At 68.2% G+C, this 17,943-nt stretch carries 13 protein-coding genes; 8 read left to right on the forward strand and 5 right to left on the reverse strand.

Annotation, left to right across the window (positions count from 1 at the left end; translation table 11 throughout):
• Positions 1 to 141: 141 nt before the first annotated feature.
• Positions 142 to 2,280, forward strand: a complete 2,139-nt coding sequence (locus E0H45_RS03450) for a discoidin domain-containing protein (protein ID WP_131334809.1) — start codon at positions 142 to 144, stop codon at positions 2,278 to 2,280.
• Here E0H45_RS03450 and E0H45_RS03455 read toward each other — a convergent pair.
• The gene (locus tag E0H45_RS03455) at positions 2,252 to 3,169 is read right to left on the reverse strand and encodes a helix-turn-helix domain-containing protein (RefSeq protein ID WP_131334810.1); all 918 of its coding nucleotides are present in this window, start codon (positions 3,167 to 3,169) and stop codon (positions 2,252 to 2,254) included. The two genes, E0H45_RS03450 and E0H45_RS03455, sit on opposite strands and share 29 nt — an antisense overlap.
• A gap of 76 nt (positions 3,170 to 3,245) precedes the next feature.
• Between E0H45_RS03455 and E0H45_RS03460 the strand changes: the two genes are divergently transcribed.
• Genes E0H45_RS03460 through E0H45_RS03480 form a run of 5 tightly spaced genes read left to right on the forward strand, consistent with a single transcriptional unit; the run spans position 3,246 to position 8,477 of the window.
• Entirely contained in the window at positions 3,246 to 4,562 is a 1,317-nt protein-coding gene (locus E0H45_RS03460; protein ID WP_202872184.1) for a glycoside hydrolase family 36 protein, read from the forward strand.
• The gene (locus E0H45_RS03465) at positions 4,555 to 5,469 is read left to right on the forward strand and encodes a carbohydrate ABC transporter permease (protein WP_238154775.1); all 915 of its coding nucleotides are present in this window, start codon (positions 4,555 to 4,557) and stop codon (positions 5,467 to 5,469) included. Before E0H45_RS03460 ends, E0H45_RS03465 begins: the two co-directional genes overlap by 8 nt.
• A complete protein-coding gene (locus E0H45_RS03470) occupies positions 5,466 to 6,275 on the forward strand; it encodes a carbohydrate ABC transporter permease (protein ID WP_131334812.1) in 810 nt (269 codons plus the stop codon). The genes E0H45_RS03465 and E0H45_RS03470 overlap by 4 nt, the downstream gene beginning before the upstream one ends.
• Positions 6,276 to 6,288: 13 nt before the next feature.
• Positions 6,289 to 7,569: an ABC transporter substrate-binding protein gene (locus E0H45_RS03475; protein WP_131334813.1), complete on the forward strand. Its 1,281-nt coding sequence runs from the start codon at positions 6,289 to 6,291 to the stop codon at positions 7,567 to 7,569.
• Positions 7,566 to 8,477: a phytanoyl-CoA dioxygenase family protein gene (locus E0H45_RS03480; protein WP_131334814.1), complete on the forward strand. Its 912-nt coding sequence runs from the start codon at positions 7,566 to 7,568 to the stop codon at positions 8,475 to 8,477. Before E0H45_RS03475 ends, E0H45_RS03480 begins: the two co-directional genes overlap by 4 nt.
• Here E0H45_RS03480 and E0H45_RS03485 read toward each other — a convergent pair.
• Positions 8,474 to 9,385 carry an NADP-dependent oxidoreductase gene (locus tag E0H45_RS03485; RefSeq protein ID WP_131334815.1) on the reverse strand — a complete coding sequence of 304 codons (912 nt, stop codon included), beginning with the start codon at positions 9,383 to 9,385 and terminating at the stop codon, positions 8,474 to 8,476. The two genes, E0H45_RS03480 and E0H45_RS03485, sit on opposite strands and share 4 nt — an antisense overlap.
• A 140-nt stretch (positions 9,386 to 9,525) precedes the next feature.
• Here E0H45_RS03485 and E0H45_RS43115 point away from each other — a divergent pair, with 140 nt between their 5' ends.
• A complete protein-coding gene (locus E0H45_RS43115; protein WP_131334816.1) occupies positions 9,526 to 10,773 on the forward strand; it encodes a helix-turn-helix transcriptional regulator in 1,248 nt (415 codons plus the stop codon).
• A gap of 8 nt (positions 10,774 to 10,781) precedes the next feature.
• On the opposite strand, the gene E0H45_RS03495 is transcribed toward E0H45_RS43115, so the two are convergent.
• Positions 10,782 to 14,717: an nSTAND1 domain-containing NTPase gene (locus E0H45_RS03495; RefSeq protein WP_131334817.1), complete on the reverse strand. Its 3,936-nt coding sequence runs from the start codon at positions 14,715 to 14,717 to the stop codon at positions 10,782 to 10,784.
• A gap of 476 nt (positions 14,718 to 15,193) precedes the next feature.
• On the opposite strand from E0H45_RS03495, the gene E0H45_RS03500 reads away from it, so the two are divergent.
• Positions 15,194 to 15,418, forward strand: coding sequence for a hypothetical protein (locus tag E0H45_RS03500; RefSeq protein WP_131334818.1), 225 nt, complete (start codon positions 15,194 to 15,196; stop codon positions 15,416 to 15,418).
• A 48-nt stretch (positions 15,419 to 15,466) separates the two neighbouring features.
• On the opposite strand, the gene metG is transcribed toward E0H45_RS03500, so the two are convergent.
• On the reverse strand, positions 15,467 to 17,032 hold the full coding sequence (gene metG / locus E0H45_RS03505; RefSeq protein ID WP_131334819.1) for a methionine--tRNA ligase: 1,566 nt from the start codon (positions 17,030 to 17,032) through the stop codon (positions 15,467 to 15,469).
• 29 nt (positions 17,033 to 17,061) lie between these two features.
• Positions 17,062 to 17,904, reverse strand: a complete 843-nt coding sequence (rsmI, locus tag E0H45_RS03510; protein ID WP_131334820.1) for a 16S rRNA (cytidine(1402)-2'-O)-methyltransferase — start codon at positions 17,902 to 17,904, stop codon at positions 17,062 to 17,064.
• Positions 17,905 to 17,943 lie beyond the last annotated feature (39 nt).

Raw genomic sequence — 17,943 nt, forward strand, 5'->3', positions numbered from 1 at the left:
CGTACGGTTCCCCTCCCCCATGCGCTTGTAGAAAAGCGTCAGCCGGATCGTGCAGGAAGTCAGCACTCGAGGCCATGTCCTCCGCGGTACGGCGGTTAGTACGTTGCAGCGAGGTTCCGCCCCGACCGACAGGAGCAGCCGATGTCCCGGATCAGCTCAGTTCTCGCCCTTCTCGGCCTGGTGGTGGGAACCACCGCGCTACCGGCCGAGGCCGCCGCACCGATCCCGGTGCAGATCCTCAGCCTGACCGACCTGCACGGCTACCTGTCCGAGACCGAGAACCTGACGATCGCCGGCCCGTCCGGCACCCAGCAGGTCGGCGGCGCCGGGTACCTGAAGGCGCACCTCGACCGGCTCCGGAAGCCGAACAGCTTCCTGATCGGCTCGGGTGACCAGTTCAGCGGCTGGCCCGACTACACGCAGGCGTTCGCGAACGAGCCGACCATCGAGGTGCTGAACGCGTTCGGGATGGACTTCGATGTCGCGGGCAACCACGAGTTCGACCGCGAGTTCCCGTTCCTGCGCCGGATGACGACCGGCGCCTGCTACGGCAAGCCCGGCTTCGACAGTTGCTTCAAGGACTCCACCGGCCGGAACTTCCACGGCACCGACTACGCGTACCACGCGGCGAACATCGTCGACCCGCGGACGAAGCGCCCGGTGCTCCCGCCGTACTGGATCGCGAAGGCCGGCTCGCAGCGGATCGGGTTCATCGGGCTCGGCTTCCCGGGGACCCCGACCGAGACGCTGTCGATCGAGGGGTCGGGGTTCGAGTTCCAGGGCCTCGTCGACGCGGCGAACCGGGCCGCGGCCGAGCTGAAGGCCCAAGGCGTGAACGCGATCGTGGTCAGCATGCACGAAGGCGGTCAGCAGGGCGGCCTGTACGACGAGTGCAAGAACCCGACCGGTCCGATCTTCGACGCCGCCCGGGCGATGTCCCCCGACATCGACGTGATCCTCGGCGGCCACTGGCACACCGCGTTCAACTGCATGATCCCGGACCCGAACGGCGTACCGCGGCCGGTCCTCGAGGCGAGCAACCACGGGCGGGTGCTCGGCGAGGTGAACCTGGAACTCGATCCGGCGACCGGTGACGTGATCCGCTCGAAGACCACGGCCACCAATCACGCAGTCACCAAGGACGTCACGCCGGACCCGGGGATCCAGAAGATCGTGAAGTACTGGATGGACAAGTGGACGGCCCGGCAGCAGGAACCGCTCACCAAGCTCGATCGGGACCTCGACTTCGCGCGGACCGCGGAGAGCCGCACCGGCAACCTGGTCGCGGACCTCTACAAAGCGGAGGCGGACGGCGACTTCGCGCTGGTACCAGCCGATCTCGGGATCGACGTGATCGCCGCCGGTCTGGAAGCCGGCACGGTGACGTACGGCGAGGCGTGGCCGGTCGCCGGGATCTCGCCGATCACCACGCTGTCGATGAAGGGCTCGACGGTCGAAGCGGTCCTGGAGCAGCAGTGGATCCCACCGGCGTACGGGTGCAGCAGACTGTCCGCGCTCGCGACCTCGGCCAACTTCCGCTACATCTATGACCTCGGCCGGCCGGTCGGCGACCGCGTCGATCCGGCCAAGGTCCTGATCAACGGCAAACCGCTACAGCTCGACAGGACCTACCGGGTGACGACGAGCGCGGCGATGCCCTTGCACGGCGCGCAGTACGGCTATCCGGGGTTCCAGCAGTTCACCGCTCTCGACCGGGCGCCGCGCATGGGCCAGGAGGTCTTCCTCAACTACTTGCGGACCCATCCGTTGCTCAAGGCACCCGATCTCGGCCGGGTGACCGCGATCCCGGGTACGCCGCCACCGGCCGACGGACCGTTCGGTCCGCTGACCCTGCTGCCGCAGAACGAGATGACGGCGACTGCCACGAGCCAGGGATCGTCCGCGTACAGCGCATCCGCCGCGATCGACGGCAGCTGCACGACCATGTGGCACTCGAACTGGAGTCCCCATGCCCCGCTCCCGCAGTACATCACCCTCGACCTGAAGACACCCCGTGCGATCGAAGCGCTCATCTACACGCCGCGCCAGGACGCCGACGTACCGAACGGACGCATCTCGTCGTACGACGTCCAGACGAGCACCGACGGCACCACGTTCACGTCGGTGACGAAGGGATCGTGGGACGGCACTGTCGACGCGAAGATCGCCCGGTTCCCGGCGGGTACGACGGCACGCTACGTGCGGCTCGTGGGACTGGCCGGCGGGGCGGACTACGCCGCGGCGACCGAGCTCAATATAGCTCTAGCTCCGGCTTCCTGACGGCAGCGCGATGGGCCGTCGGGGACATGCCGTACCGGCGGCCGAACTGGCGGCTCAAGTAGTGCGGGGAGTCGAACCCGACCGCCGCCGCGATCTGTACGACGGACATGTCCGTGGCACCGAGCAGCTCGGCCGCGCGCTGCAACCTGAGCGCGAGCACGACGTTCATGATCGAGTCACCGACCTGCTCCTTGAACAGATGCGCGAGGCGGGACACCGACACCTGCGCGAGCCCGGCCAGTGACGTCAGGGTGTGCGGCCTGGCCGGGTCGGCGGTGATTGCCTCGAGCACCAGGTGCACGCGGGCGTCCAACTGCTGCGTCTCCCGGCGCAGGCTCGCGACCGCGGTCAGCAGCACCTGCTCGATGCCGTTCATGGTCAGCTCGGTGGCGACGCTCTTCTCCAGCAGGTGCAGCTCGGTGTCGCCGGTCGGGGACAGCCCGGCGCGCTGCGCGTCGCGGTGCAGCCGATCGAACGCGGACACCACGCGGTCTGTCTCCGAGGATCTGGTCAACCGCACGTAGGACAGTCCGGGCATTGCCTGTGGCAACGACAACCACGAGTGCCACTCGCGCCGCGGCTGGAAGTGCGCCCACCAGGACTCCCAGTACGTCCCGACGGTCCCGTAGTCGTGCGGCGTCCCAGGACTGACCAGTACGACGTCCCCGTGCCGCAGCGTCAGCGTGTTCTGGCCGATCACGTAGCGCCCCGTACCGGACGCCGTGTAGAGCAGGTACCAGCTCCCCACCCCGTCCGGCCGTACGACGCGATAGTCGCCGCCGCTGTGGAAGTGGCCGGTCACCAACTTGCTCGGCGGCGGGATCTCGCTGTACAGCTCGATGAGCACCTGGGTAGCAAGATCGTGCTCGAAGTCAGCAGGCTCCGTCATGGTGGATCTCCTCGTAGGCACCCCAAGATTAGCGGAACGTCAGCAAGATCCTGCACCCGAGGGAAACGAGGGATCCGTGCCTTTCAGCACCGTCGCCGAGCTCGAGTACGACGCTTCCACGCTGCTCTTCGAGCATGGATGGCAGTCGTGGAGCCCGAGCGGCTGGTACCGGCTCGACGCGCATCCGCCGCGTCCGACGGCGCCGAATCATCACGTGATGGCCTACCGCCCCGGCGTCGACGCCGGCCGCTTCCAGGGCGAGGGCCTGCTCGCGGTTGCGACCGCCGACGAGGTCACGGTCATCGCGGCAACCAGTCCCGACGACGTCCCGTCGATCCGTGCCGACCTTCGCGGCGATCGGCTGGTGATCTCAGCCGATGGCGCCGTACAGCAGACAACAAGTACGCAGGCCAACCCCAATCAGGCGCTTGCCGACTGGGCCGACGCCTTCGCGGCCGGCGCGCCGCCGGTGCGCGTGTTCGGTCCGTCCTGGTGCAGCTGGTACGCGTACTGGGGCAAGGTCACCGAGCGCGACGTGATGACCGACGTACGCCAGTTCGACCAGCACGATCTGAGCGTTGATCTGGTCCTTCTCGACGAGGGGTACCAGTCCGCGATCGGCGACTGGCTGACACCGCGGGACGACTTCGGATCGACCGTCCGGCTCGCCGCCGACATCCGCTCGAGCGGTCGTCGCGCAGGCATCTGGGTCGCGCCGTTCCTCGTCGCGAGTGGCAGCGAGACAGCGCGCAAGCACCCGGAATGGCTGGTCCCCGGGATCAGCGCCGGCACCAACTGGGGCCAGGAGCAACTGGTTCTGGACGTGACGCACCCGGGCGCCGCGCACCACATCCAGGACGTCTTCACCGAGCTCTGCCGCCAGGGGTACGACCACTTCAAGCTCGACTTCGTGTACGCCGGCGCGATCGACGGACCGCGGCACGAGCAGATCGACGGCGTCGGGGCGTACCGGCTCGGAATGCGGCTGCTACGCGAGGCCGTCGGGCCCAACCGGATCCTGCACGGGTGCGGCGCTCCGATCCTCCCGAGCCTCGGACTCGTCGACTGCATGCGGATCTCGCCCGACACCGATCCGTTGGTCGACCCACCGTCCGGCGACATCAGCCAGCCCGGTCAGCGCGGTGCCCGTTCCACCTCGGTGGCGCGTGAGTTCCTGCACGGCCGCTGGTGGGCGAACGACTCCGACTGCCTGATCGTGCGGCCCGACGTCCAGGAGCGCGAGCTCTGGGCACAACACATCTCTCAAGGTCCAGGTTTGCGGATGTCGAGCGACCCGATCGGCGAGCTCGACCGGTGGGGGCTCGATCGCACCCGCGAACTGCTCGTCCCGAGCTCGCCGCGCCCGCATCCGCTGAAGGATCCTGATGCTTAGGCGAGCGCCCCGGCGTACCAGCCGGATCGGACGCGGGCGGCAGACAGCGGTGGCGTACGCCCTGCTGGCGCCTAGCCTGGTCGGCGTCCTCGGCTTCCTGCTCGCGCCGGGCGTGATCGTGCTGGTGCTCAGCCTGTTCGACTGGAAGTTGCTCTCGACCCCCGAGTTCGTTGGACTGGCCAACTACCAGAAGCTGTTCACCGACTCCGACGTCTGGCACTCGCTGCTGGTCACCGTGTACTACGTGGTGATCTGCGTGCCCGGTACGACGATCCTCTCGCTGCTCCTGGCCCTCCTGGTCGACCGCAAGCTGCGCGGGATGAAGTACTTCCGGGCGCTGCTGGTGATCCCGTGGATGGCGACGCCGGTCGCACTCGGCCTGGTCTGGAGCTGGATCTTCGACCCGGGCCGGGGTGCGCTGAACCAGTTCCTGGGCGTGTTCGGGATCGACGGTCCGGCGTGGCTGTCGTCGCCGGTGCTGGCGATGCCGAGCGTCGCGGCGGTGCACATCTGGCAGTTCGCCGGGTACAACATGCTGTTCTTCCTGGCCGGACTCCAGAACATCCCTCGGTCGTTGCGCGAGGCCTCGTCGCTGGACGGCGCGTCCCCGGTCGCGCACTTCTTCACGATCACGCTGCCGCTGCTGCGGCCGACGATGCTGTTCGTGCTGATCACCAACGTGATCGGCTCGTTCCAGGCGTTCGACACGATCTTCGTGATGACCGAGGGCGGCCCCGGTGACAGCACCGAGGTGGCGACGTACCTGATCTACGACGAGGCGTTCCGCAAGTTCGACTTCGGCTACGCGTCGACGATCTCGGTGCTGCTGTTCGCGGTGGTGCTGATCGCGACGATCTCCCAGTTCGTCTACTTCGAACGCCGTACGACCTACGAGGTGTCCGGATGAGACTGCGCATCTTCACGTACGCCGTCCTGGTGGCCGGCTGTCTGTTCGCGATCTTCCCGTACTTCCTGACTGTGCTCACCGCCTTCAAGGGCCCCGGGCAACTGTCCGAGACGATGCCGTGGGAGCCCGGTCTGCCACCGAGTACGGCGGCCTTCGAGAGGCTGTTCAGCTCGGGCTTCGGCGGCTACCTCGTCAACACCGCGCTGGTCACGGCCGGGATCACCCTCGGCCAGGTGGTGTTCGCGATCCTCGCGGCGTACGCCTTCGCGCGGCTGTCGTTCCCGGGCCGGGACGCGCTGTTCTGGGTGTATTTGTCGACACTGATGGTGCCGCCGGTGGTCACGATGATCCCGCTGTACCTGATGATGCAGAAGCTCGGCCTGGTCGACACGTGGGCCGGCCTGATGCTGCCGACGATGCTCGGTACGCCGTACGCGATCTTCCTGCTCCGCCAGTTCTTCCGCGGTATCCCCGCGGATCTCGAGGACGCGGCCCGGATCGACGGCGCCGGGCGGGTCCGGACGCTGGTGTCGATCGTGCTGCCGTTGTCGAAACCGATCCTGGTCACCGTCACCACCCTGGCCGTGGTGGCGAACTGGAACAGCTTCCTGTGGCCGCTGATCGTCACCAGCAGCGAGGACAAGCGGCTGCTCTCGGTCGGGATCGCCTTGTTCAAGGGGGAAATCGGCGTCGACTACAACGCCGTGATGGCCGGCAGCCTGATCGCGCTGGCGCCGCTGCTGGTGCTGTTCATCGTCTTCCAGCGCTTCATCGTCCGCTCGGTCGCGGTTACCGGGCTCAAGTAATGCGGAGGTTCTGATGTCTCGAAGCGTTTCCCGGCGGACATTCCTGATCGGCGCCGGCAGTGTCCTCGCCCTGGCAGGCTGCGGTTCGTCGAACGACAAGGCGAGCAGCGGCGGCGGCAAGGTCGAGCTCGTGTACCGCCTCTGGGACGAGCAGCAGGAGGTCGGCTACAAGGCGGTGTTCGCGGAGTTCACCAAGCAGAACCCGGACATCACCGTCCGGATGGAGGTGCTGCCGTGGGACCAGTACTGGACCAAGCTGACCACTGAGCTCGCCAGCGGCAAGGCGCCGGACGTGTTCTGGCTGACCGTCGACTACTTCCCGGACTTCGCGAGCAAGGGCGTTCTCGCGCCGCTCGACGACCTGATCTCGAAGGCCGGACTGAAACTCGACTCGTACCACCCGAACGTCGTGCAGTCGTACAAGTTCGAGGACAAGCAACTCGGGATGCCGAAGGACCTGGGGATCGTCGGACTGCTCTACAACAAGGACCTGGTCGCGAAGGCCGGGGTCACGATGCCGGCCGAACTGACCTGGGCGCCGGACGGCTCGGGCAGCTTCCTCGAGGTGGCTCGCAAGCTGACCGTCGGCAGCAAGCAGTGGGGCTTCTGCTCCTGGAACCACAGCCAGACCCAGTGGCTGAACTGGATCGCGTCGAACGGCGGCCACGCGATGGACAAGCCGTACGGCGCCTTCGACTTCGCCGGCCAGAAGTCGGTCGAGGCCCTGCAGTTCGCGCGGGACCTGGTCTTCAAGTGGAAGGTGTCGCCGGACGGCACCCGGACCAACCCACCGACCGGGCAGGCGACCGAGATGTTCTACCGGGGCGAGGTCGCGATGTTCCCGGCGAACAATGCACTGCTGCCGTTCGCGCTGCCGGAGGTGAAGTTCCCGATCGGCGTCGCTGCGATGCCGGCCGGCCCGGCCGGGCGGACGGTGGTGATCAACGGCCTGTCCGAGGCGATGTTCGCGAAGACGAAGCACCCCGACGAGGCCGGCAAGCTGGTCGCCTTCCTCGGCTCGGAGAAGGCGCAGAAGCTGATGGGCGACGCGGGGTACATCATCCCGGCGCTCAACAACGCGGGCGCCGGCTACCAGGCATTCTGGAAGCAGAAGGGCATCGACGTCCAGCCGTTCATCGACTCCGCCGCCGGCAGCACCGTCAACCTCCCGATCGCCGAAGGCTGGACCGCCAAGTCCCCCGAGATCAACAAAACCGTCAACGACCTCTACCTCGACAAGGTCGCGGTCCCCGATATCGCAGCGGCCATGGACAAGATCGGAAACGACAAGTGAAAGAACTGACCGACTCGCACGACGACTTCCAGGACGCCGCCGTACTGCGTGAGCGCCTGGCGGGCGACGGTTACCTGTTCTTCCGGGGGTTGCTGCCGCGGGACGTGGTCGCGGACGTTCACGAGCAGTTGGCACGGATCCTCTACGACAGTGACTGGTTGGCGCGGGATGCTGATCCGCGGGAGCTGGTCGCATCGGGGCGGGCCGTGGAGGAAGGGTCGGCAGGGTTCTTCGGGGCCTACACGGCGATCCAGAGCACCGAGGCGTTCCACCGGCTGGCGGTGCGGCCTGAGTTGCTGGAGCTCGCGGGCCGGCTGCTGGGTGAGGACGCGTTCGCGCATCCGGCGCACATCTGCCGGATCGCGCCGCCGTCGCCCGGGGCGAATCCGACCCCGATCCATCAGGACTACCGGTTCATCCAGGGGTCTGTGGACACGCTCACCACCTGGCTGCCGTTGAGTGCGGCACCGCCGGAGATCGGTGGGTTGCGGGTGCTGGCCGGGTCGCCGCGGCTCGGCGTACTGCCGGTGAAGGCGTCCGACGGACCGGGGATGATGCGGGCCGAGGCGGACGAGAACCATCCGGAGTGGCGTACGACGTCGTACCGGCCGGGGGATGTGCTGCTGTTCGGGAGTCTGACCGTGCACGGCGCGATGCCGAACCAGACGAAGCAGCTGCGCCTGTCGGCCGACTTCCGGTACCAGGCGGTGAGCGCGCCGATGGCCCGCGACCTGCTCGGCACCGGGAAGCCGCACTACCACCCGGAAGTTCCGGACTTCGCGACCCTCACCCGCGGCTGGACCTCGACGGAGTGCGTCGAGGTCCCGGCCGGGGTGCAGTTCGTGGATCGCTGGGACCCGCGCGTGGACGACGTACCGACACCGCCGTCCCGCTTCGCTTACATCTAAGGCTTCACCACGATCTTGCCGCGGGCGTGGCCGGACTCGCTCAGTTCCTGGGCCTTGGCCGCGTCCGCGAGCTCGAACGTCTGGGCGATCCGGGGCCGCAGCCGGCCGTCGGCCGCCGCCTGCAGCTGTGACTCCAGGCCGGACCGGATGGACTCCGGGTCGCCGCCACCGCCGGAGAACTCGACGCCGAGCGCCTCGGACGCCGCGTAATCCGCGATCGTGACGATCCGGTCAGTGCCGCCGCGCAGCTCGACCGACTCCGGTAGACCCCCCAGGCCAGCCACGTCGAACACCGCGTCCACACCCTCCGGAGCCGCCGTACGCACCCGCTCCAGCAGGCCGTCGCCGTACTCGACCGGGACCGCGCCGAGCGAGCGCAGGTACTCGTGGTTGGCGGGCGACGCCGTACCGACAACCGTCAGACCGGCCGTCTTGGCGAGCTGTACGGCGACCGAGCCGACCGCGCCCGCGGCGCCGTGGATCAGGATCGTCTCGCCGGACTTCACGCCGAGCTGATCGAGCACGCGCTGCGCGGTCTCGCCGGCCACCGGTACGCCGACGGCCTGCTCCCAGCTCACGCTCGCGGGCTTGCGCGCCACGTTCCCGCCGATCGCGTACTCGGCGTACGCGCCGCCGTCGGCCCAGCCGACCACCTCGTCGCCGACCGCGAACTCGGCGCCCTCACCGGCTTCGTCGACCACACCGGCCACCTCGAGCCCCGGAACGGCGGGGAACACCGGGTCGATGAAGCCCTTCGTCCAGCCGCGGCGCACCTTGAAGTCGATCGGGTTCACCCCGGCCGCGTGCACCTTGACCCGCACCTGGCCGGGACCCGCGTGCGGCTCCTCGACGTCCTGCACCTTCAGTACCTCGGGACCGCCGAACTCCTCGAACACGACCGCTCGCATAGCACTGCCTCCATGAATTGGTTGTCGCTTCAATAAATGCTGCAGGCTGCCGAGTCATTCCCGACTGGCCGATCGGACAGTTGTCCACCGTCCGAAAGACGGGCTCGGGTGGACGCGTCAACCGACGTACTCTGAGGGACATGGAGGCGGCGGAGGTACTGGCGGCGGCAGCCCAGGTGATCGACGGGCCGCCTGAGGAGCTGCTCCAGCGGCTGTCCCTCGCGACCGCGGACCTGGTCCCGCACCGCGCGGTCGCCCAGCTCGCCTCGCAGTGCGCGTCCACACCGGTGACGGCGTACGGCGATCCGGCCGTGAGCGGCGCGATCACCGGAGCCGACCTGGCCGGCCTCCTCGGTACGGTGACCGCCGGCCAGCCGTGGCAGGGCGTCATCCCGATCGCCGGTGCCCGGCATCCCGTCCTCGCGGTCTCGAGCGACCGGGCGTCGCGTGGTTCGGTGGTGGTGTTCCTCCGCACCGAAGACGCTCCGACGACCGCCGACCGGATGTTGCAGGCGTTGTGGGATCTCGTCACGGCCCACATGTATCGCCTGACCCTCGAACGTGAGCCTGGCGCATTGGCCCAGAACCGCGCGATTGCGGAAGCGCGGAACGATCTGGCGGCCGAGCTCGGGGAAGCTCACGCGGCAACGCTCGCGACAATTCTCGGCGTACTGCGGAACCAGCGGATCGACGACGCCGCAGCGCGGACGATGGCCGTCGAGATGGCGCTCAACGGCCTCGCCGATCTGCGGACCGACACGCAGCGGGATCGGGTGTGCAGCGGCGAGGAACCAGCCGGCCGCGCCTTCGACCGGCTCGCGGACTCGCTGCGGGCGCTGCTCCGGCACGGCCCGGTCGAGCTCGAACTGGATGCCCCGGGCAACGATCAGCTGATCCCGGCGGCCGTCGCGCACGCCGCCCGGGTCGCGGTCCGCTCGGTCGTACTGGCGATGCTGACCCAGGACGACGTACGCCGGATCCGCGTGGCCTGGCGCTGGGACGGGAAGGAACTGCTGTCCACGGTCCGCGACGACGGCCCCGGACGGTTGGCGAACGTCCTCGATCTCGGGCAATTGTCCGAGCGCCTCCGCCTGCACGAAGGCGACCTGGACCTCGACGCCGTACCCGGCTGGGGCCTCACGGCCCGGATCACCCTCCGCACGTCACAAGCACCACTCATCGTCACCTCCGACCCCCTGGCTGCCCTGGGCGCCCGCGAACTAGAAGTCCTCGAGCGCCTGTCCCAGGGTCACCGCAACCGCTCAATCGCCGACGCCCTCCACATCAGCGAATCAACAGTCAAGTTTCACGTAGCCAACATCCTCACCAAACTAGACGTAGCCACCCGAACCCAAGCCGCCGCCCTCTACCACGCAACAGCGGTCTAGGACTGAGCTCAGCAAGCCTGTCGATAGGGAACGCCGGGAACGTACTTCCGCCACTCGTCCTCGGTGATTCGATCACCGCCGACGGCGCAGACGAGGGCAGCGGCCCGAGTCGGGTCGGTTTCCCACATCCGCACTGTCCGGTCGGAACCACCAGTTGCCACCGTGTGCCCGTCCGGACTGAAGCCGACTGACCAGACGGCGGCACTCGACGCGGCGAGGATTGCCACGGTACTCGGATGGAGCGGGACCGCAACGTCCCACAGCCATACCTGGCCCGCTCGCGTCGTGGCCGCCAGCGTCCGGCTGTCGGGGCCGAAGGCAACAGATGAGACTGTGCCGTCCGGTCCTGTCAGCGGCTCGCCGAGCGGCTTCACCCGGTCGGGATTCGTCACGTCCCACAGCCGCACGGTTCCATCCGCGCTGCCAGTGGCCAGCGTATGGCCGTCGACGCTGAAGGCGACGGAGTACAGGAGATCCGCGGATCCCTTGATCGGCTCGAACGATATCGGCCGCCGTGGATCGGTCAGGTCCCACAGGCAGATCAGACCGTCCGCGGTCACCGCGGACAGAAGACGTCGCTCCGGGCTGAAAGCGATCATGTTGACGATATTCCCGGCATCGAGCCCAGCTGGCACGGCCCCTGGACGGCCTGTACTGGCCATTTCCCAGAGATGGACTTTGCCGGCGTCGTCGCCCGACGCGAGCAGCCGACCGTCAGCGCTGAAGGCCAGCGACTCGACGAGGGCTGTGGGCCCGGTCAGTGGTGCGCCGAGCCGACGGGGCCGCTTCCAATCCGTCACGTCCCAGGCGAGCACCGATGTCCCGAACGTGCCGGCAACCAGGATCTTGCCGTCCGGACTCAGCGTCCCGGCACCACTGATCGGATCCCCACCCGGCAGTGGCTCAAGAGCCTCCGTCTGCGGCACTGGGGCCTGGGGATCGGTGACATCCCACTGGGAGACTCGCCCGCCGAAGATCGCGAGAGAGCGGCCGTCCGGGGTGAAGGCGGTCGCGGCCACGGCTGCGGTCGCACCTGTCATCACTGGTCCGGGCGTTACCCAGAGCCGCGCCACACCGTCCGATCCACTGGTGACGAGCGTCCGCTCGTCGCGCAGGAATCTCACCGTAGAGACCGGCTCGGTGTGCGGAAGGGACGCGACGAGACGGCCGCTTGCCACTTCCCAGACCTGGGCCAAGTTGTCCGAACTGCCGACCGCCAGCATCCGGCCGTCCGGGCTGAACGACACCGCGTTGACCCAGTTGTCGGGCACCTTGATCGATGACCGGACCCGGACTGCCGTGCGAGGCTCGGTCACGTCCCACAGTTGCAGCAATCCCTTCGCACCACCGACGGCCAGGACCTTGCTGTCTGGCGCGAAGGCAAGCGTGTTGAGTTGCACCTGGCCGGTCTGTACCTGCCCGACAAGCCGGGGCCGGCGCGATTCCTTGGCGTCCCAGAGTCGAAGTACTCCGGTGGCATCGGCTGCGGCCATGACTGTGCTGTCCGGACTGAAGACGACCGATTGCACAGGGCCTGCTGCGGTGACCAGCGGCGGTCCGAGCGGCTGCGCATGCGTGGGATCAGTGACATCCCAGATCCGAAGGGTCCGATCCGCACTCCCCGCCGCCAGGCGCGCTCCGTCCGGACTGAAGGCCAGCGAATACACCGTGCTCGAAGGTCCGGACGGAACGACTCCGAGCGAGACAGGGTGCGCCGGGACAGAGATGTTCCAAAGTCGGATCGTCCGGTCCATCCCACCCGTCGCCAGTAGTCGTCCGTCGGGGCTGACTGCCAGTCCGAAGATCGGCTTGGTGTGGTCGGTCAACGGGGACCCCAGCGATCTCGGCGTCCGAGGGTCGGTGATGTCCCAGATCAAGATCGCCGTATCGCTCGGACCCGCACCGACTCCGATCATGGTGTGTCCGTCGGGAGTCAGTACGACGTTCTGTGGCCCTCTCGATGCTCTGACGATCCGCGTGGCCGACGGAGCCCCGGTCGAGTTCACCAAGCTTGACCGCGCCTCCATCGTGGGTGCTATCCGATAGGCCGACAAGGACAGCTGCGCCGCCAAGGCCGGATCCGTCGCCCGCAGTCGATCGGCCGCCCCCGCTACCTGACGGGAAAAGGCCAGGTCGCGTTCGCGGTTACTGGTCTCGCGTTTCTGGTACGAGTAGCCCGACAACGCAACGGCAACCAGGAACAAGACGGCCAGCGCGGCCACCAGTCGCTGCAGCCGCCGGGTCCGCCGCCGGCCCGACCGCTTCTCCGCCTCTTCGAGCTCGTTGCTCGCGGCAAGAAAATCCCGTTCCATCGGCGTGAGCTCGGCGTCGCGGCCCCGCTCCCGCGCCGCATCCAGCCGGCCGCCACGGTAGAGCGACCCGGGATCGCGGTCGTTGTCCTGCCACTCGCGCGCCGCGCTCGCGAGCTGACGCTGCAGCCGAAGGCCGTCACGATCCGCCTCGATCCAGCTCCGCAGCCGCGGCCAGGCGGTCAGCAGAGCCTCATGGCTGATCTCGATCGAGTCCGAGTCCGCGGTGAGCAGACGTCGTTCGACGAACCGTTCGATCACCTGTCGCCGCGCCAGATCCGGTACGCCGTCCCCGGAGTCCTCGAGTTCGGCACGGCCGACCTTCCGCCGGGTGTCGGCGGTCTCGTCCCCGAGGTTCACCAGACGGAGGAACAGCCTGCGGGCGATCACGCGCTCGGCATGCGTCAGTTCGCCGTACGCAGCATCCGCCGTACGGGCGACAGCGCCCTCGATACCGCCGGTCGACAAGTAGGAGTCAACGGTCAGCTGTCCGCGCCGGCGGCCCTCCCACGTAGCCAACAGAGCATGCGACATCAGTGGGAGCGCACCGACCTGCGAGGGGTCGTCACCCCGGGCCGCAGCCGCCGGTGCCAGGTCACGCAGTACGAGTTCGACCAGGCCGTCGGAGATGCCGAGGTTCGCCTTGTTGGCGGGCTCGACGATGGCGCGGCGCAGGTCGGGTTCACTCAACGGGCCGACGACGAACTGAGCCTCTTGCAACGTCCTGGCGAGATCGGGGTACGCCAGCGCGTGCGGGTAGAAGTCGGCTCGCATGCCGAGCACAATCACGGCCGCGACCGGCGGGCGCCAATCGAGCGCTTGCGCCGGCGATCCAGTCGCTGCCACCAGCGCCGCGATGAAGGTCGCCCGTTCCTTCTCGTCTGCGCAGAGAGTGAACAGTTCCTCGAACTGGTCCACCACGACCAGCAACCGGTCGGACTCCTCGGCCGCCGTACGGGTGCCGCGGACCATGCCTTGGACCGGATCGGACCTGAGCAATGCAGCCAGGTCGCCCGCCGACTCCGCACTGCGTGCAGTCAGCGCCACGGCTAGTTCCTGGATCGGATCGGCGCCGGGGGTCATGAGGATCAGCGGCCAGACGGGACGGCCGGGTGCCGCGTGGGTGGTCAGGGCCGGGATCACACCGGCCCGGAGCAGGGACGACTTACCCGAACCGGACGCCCCGACGACGATCTGCAGCCCGCCTCCCGCGGCGTGGAGCTCGGAAAGCTTCACCACGACTCGCTCGGTCAGGGCCTCCCGGCCGAAGAACCAGTCGGCGTCTTCAGGCTGGAAGCTGGCGAGACCACGGTACGGTTCGTGGCCACTGCGCGGGCCCGGAGCGCGCTGCACCAACTGCCAGACCTGCACCCACTCCGCGACCGCCTCGTCGCTGCCGACGCCGCACGCACGCAGTACGTTGACGAAGAGATCTCGCGAGGAGATCGCCGGCACACTCCGCCCGGCGAACCATTCCCCGATCGTGCTGGTCGCGTGCCGTGCATTGACCCTGCCGGCCAGCTCGCGGACACTCAGGCCGGCGCTCAGCCGCAGCGTTCTCAATTCGTGGGCAAAGTCGCTCCGGTTCCGCACCCGTTCCGGCAACGACAGGTCGTGCTCGTTCACCTGGCTCATCGCAGCGTCCCCCCAATAGCACGCTTCGACAGTGAGTAGTCATCACGTTACCCGTCCGAACCTAACGGCGCTGTACGTCGGCTGTACGGGCTTGTACGGACATCTCTACGTCTCTTCCCTGCACGCGCGTCACGGCCGAACTCTGGTCCTGACACAGCTCGATCACGAGCGGTGGTCCGGTCGGGGGGCCGGACCACGGATTTGGGGGAGCCATGACCAGCCGTCGTCCTACGTCATATCCGAACCGACCGAGGCGGTATCCGGCCGCTTACGTCCGAGCAGTGGAGGTCCGTCCGATCGGACTCCGTCCGACGGACCGTCCGATCCGGCTTGCCGTCGGGCCAGCACCCATCCGTCTTCTGAGGTCCATCTGGTCGATTGCCTGCCGCGTCTTCGGCATCCAGGCCGTACCGTCTCCGCAGTGCGTTCCAACTCCGAGCGGGCTGCAGCGGCCGCTCCGGCGATCGACGCGTCCGATGACTACTCGTCCGGCCGGCACACCGACACCACGGTGCCTGCACTGCAAGGTCGGCCTGACCGAGAAGCAGGCACTCACGCAAGAGCCGTACGGCCGGTGGGTGGTCTTCGGTTGCGCCACCGCGACATGTCCGGTCTGTGGCGGCGTCTGCCGGCACGAGGAGCGCGTCTTCCTGCCGATCCACTGGCAGGAAGGTCCGCCAGGCCAGATCTTTCGGATCTGACCAACGCGCGCGCCGGGTCAGGAGGATGGCGCGGCGCGCGCCGGGCGATCAGGACTCTTCGAGGCGGGGGAACAGGGGGTCGCCCTTGGTGAGGGTGGCCCCGGCGGGGAGTTGGCCCCAGGTGCCGGCGTCCTGCACTCGCTGGTCCGTCAGCGCACCCAGCTTCTGCTCGGCGCCCAGTAGCTCCCAGAGCTTGGCGGAGGCCTTGGGCATCGTCGGGTTGTGCAGTACGGCGACGGCGCGCAGGACCTCGGCGGCGGAGTAGAGGATCGTCGCCAGGCGGTCCCGCTGCGAGTCGTCCTTCGCGACCTTCCACGGCTCCTGCTCGGTGACATACCCGTTCACGGCGCCGACCAGCTCGTTGATCGCGGCCAAGGCGTCCTGGAACGCGAGCGTGTCCAGAGCCTTGTCCGCGGTCGCCACGGTCTGCGCGAGCTTGTCCGCGAGCGCCTGCTCGGCCGGTCCGTGGTCGGTCGGCTCCGGCAGCACGCCGTCGAAGTACTTGCCGACCATGGCCGCGATCCGGCTGGCCAGGTTGCCCAGGCCGTTGGCGAGCTCGGACGTGTAGACCGCGCTCAGGTGCTCCCACGAGAACGAACCGTCCGACCCGAACTGGATCGTGCGGAGGAAGTAGTACCGGAACGCGTCCGAGCCGAAGTGGTCGGTGATCTCGTGCGGCGCGATCGCGGTCAGCTTCGACTTGCTCATCTTCTCGCCGCCGACCAGCAGCCAGCCGTGCGCGAACACCTGCTTCGGTACGGCGACCTCGGCGGCCATCAGCATCGCCGGCCAGATCACCGCGTGGAACCGGAGGATGTCCTTACCGACCAGGTGTACGTCGACCGGCCACAGCTCCTCGAACCGCTCCGGGTCGGTGCCGTAGCCCGCGGCCGTCACGTAGTTGAGCAGCGCGTCGATCCAGACGTAGAGGACGTGGTCCTCGTCCCACGGGACCGGGATGCCCCAGTCGAACGTCGACCGGGTGATCGACAGGTCCTGCAGGCCCTGCTTCACGAACGCGATCACCTCGTTGCGTGCACTGGCCGGCGCCACGAAGTCCGGCTGCGACTCGTACAGCTCCAGGAGCTTGTCGCCGTACGCCGAGAGCCGGAAGAAGTAGTTGGTCTCGGAGACCGTCTCCAGCTCGGTGCCGTGGATGATGCACCGCTGGGTGCCGTCCTCGTCGGTGCGGATGTCCGCGGGGAGCTTGAACTCCTCGCAGCCCACGCAGTACAGACCTTCGTACTCGCCCTTGTAGACGTCGCCCTTGTCGTACAGCGTCTGCCAGAACTCGCGGACCCGCTCGGTGTGCCGCTGCTCGGTGGTCCGGATGAAGTCGTCGTACGCGATGTCGACGTCGACCCAGGCCGGCTTCCAGGACTCCTCGACCAGCTTGTCCGTCCACGCCTGCGGGGACATGCCCTGCGCCTCAGCGCTGCGCATCACCTTCTCGCCGTGCTCGTCGGTACCGGTCAGGTACCACTTGCGCTCGCCCCTCTGGGCGTGCCAACGGGTCAGGACGTCCCCGGCCACCGTCGTGTAGGCGCTGCCGATGTGCGGCGGAGCCGTGACGTAGTAGATCGGGGTGGTGACGTAATAGGCCTTCTCGGACATGTCAACAAGGGTAGTGGCGTGCGCCAGTGTTATTTACCGGGGTCCCGAGCAGCGAGTACGGCGTCGTACACGGTCCGTTTCGGGACGTTGAAGCGCTTCGCGACGTCGGAGATCGCCTGTTTGCGCGGCGTACCGGCCTCCTCGTCCTTGGCCACCTCCCGCGCCAGGTCCTCCGGGGTGAGGACCTTGTGCGGGTCCGCGCCGGCCACCACCAGGGTGATCTCGCCCCGGACGCCTTCCTTGGACCAGGTCACGAGCTCGTCGAGCGGGCCGCGTTTCACCTCTTCGTACGTCTTCGTGAGCTCCCGGCACACCGCCGTACGCCGGTCTGCGCCGAACGCCTCGGCCATCGCCTCGAGGGACTGCGTGAGCCGGTGCGGCGCCTCGAAGAACACCATCGTCCGCGGCTCGTCCTTGAGCTCACCGAGCCGTCGCGCGCGCTCCCCCGGCTTGCGCGGCAGGAACCCCTCGAACGTGAACCGGTCCACCGGAAGCCCGCTCAACGCGAGCGCCGTCAGCACCGCCGACGGCCCCGGTACGGCGGTCACCTCGACGTCGGCCTCGATCGCTGCCGCCACCAGCCGGTACCCCGGGTCCGACACGCTCGGCATCCCCGCGTCCGTCACCACAACGACGGTCTGCCCGTCCAGGAGCGCCTGCAGCAACTCCGGCGTACGCTCCCGCTCGTTCCCCTCGAAGTAGCTGACCACCCGCCCACTCAGCTGGATCGCCAGCCCGGACGTCAGCCGCCGCAATCGCCGCGTGTCCTCCGCGGCCACCACGTCCGCCTCCGCCAGCGCCCGCCCCAACCGCGGCGAAGCATCCGACACGTCCCCAATAGGACTCCCAGCCAACACCAGCCGCCCGCTCATCCGGTCATCATCCCAGCCGCTCGCACCGACGCGGGGAGG

Origin of the sequence: Kribbella soli (assembly GCF_004331345.1) — a bacterium.
Taxonomy (GTDB): domain Bacteria; phylum Actinomycetota; class Actinomycetes; order Propionibacteriales; family Kribbellaceae; genus Kribbella; species Kribbella soli.

What these genes read in the sequence shown, in the direction of transcription:
- E0H45_RS03450 (WP_131334809.1), top strand. Translation starts at nt 142, where the DNA reads ATGTCCCGGATCAGCTCAGTTCTCGCCCTTCTCGGCCTGGTGGTGGGA.
- E0H45_RS03455 (WP_131334810.1), bottom strand. Translation starts at nt 3,169, where the DNA reads ATGACGGAGCCTGCTGACTTCGAGCACGATCTTGCTACCCAGGTGCTC.
- E0H45_RS03465 (WP_238154775.1), top strand. Translation starts at nt 4,555, where the DNA reads ATGCTTAGGCGAGCGCCCCGGCGTACCAGCCGGATCGGACGCGGGCGG.
- E0H45_RS03470 (WP_131334812.1), top strand. Translation starts at nt 5,466, where the DNA reads ATGAGACTGCGCATCTTCACGTACGCCGTCCTGGTGGCCGGCTGTCTG.
- E0H45_RS03475 (WP_131334813.1), top strand. Translation starts at nt 6,289, where the DNA reads ATGTCTCGAAGCGTTTCCCGGCGGACATTCCTGATCGGCGCCGGCAGT.
- E0H45_RS03485 (WP_131334815.1), bottom strand. Translation starts at nt 9,385, where the DNA reads ATGCGAGCGGTCGTGTTCGAGGAGTTCGGCGGTCCCGAGGTACTGAAG.
- E0H45_RS43115 (WP_131334816.1), top strand. Translation starts at nt 9,526, where the DNA reads ATGGAGGCGGCGGAGGTACTGGCGGCGGCAGCCCAGGTGATCGACGGG.
- E0H45_RS03495 (WP_131334817.1), bottom strand. Translation starts at nt 14,717, where the DNA reads ATGAGCCAGGTGAACGAGCACGACCTGTCGTTGCCGGAACGGGTGCGG.
- E0H45_RS03500 (WP_131334818.1), top strand. Translation starts at nt 15,194, where the DNA reads ATGACTACTCGTCCGGCCGGCACACCGACACCACGGTGCCTGCACTGC.
- metG (WP_131334819.1), bottom strand. Translation starts at nt 17,032, where the DNA reads ATGTCCGAGAAGGCCTATTACGTCACCACCCCGATCTACTACGTCACG.
- rsmI (WP_131334820.1), bottom strand. Translation starts at nt 17,904, where the DNA reads ATGAGCGGGCGGCTGGTGTTGGCTGGGAGTCCTATTGGGGACGTGTCG.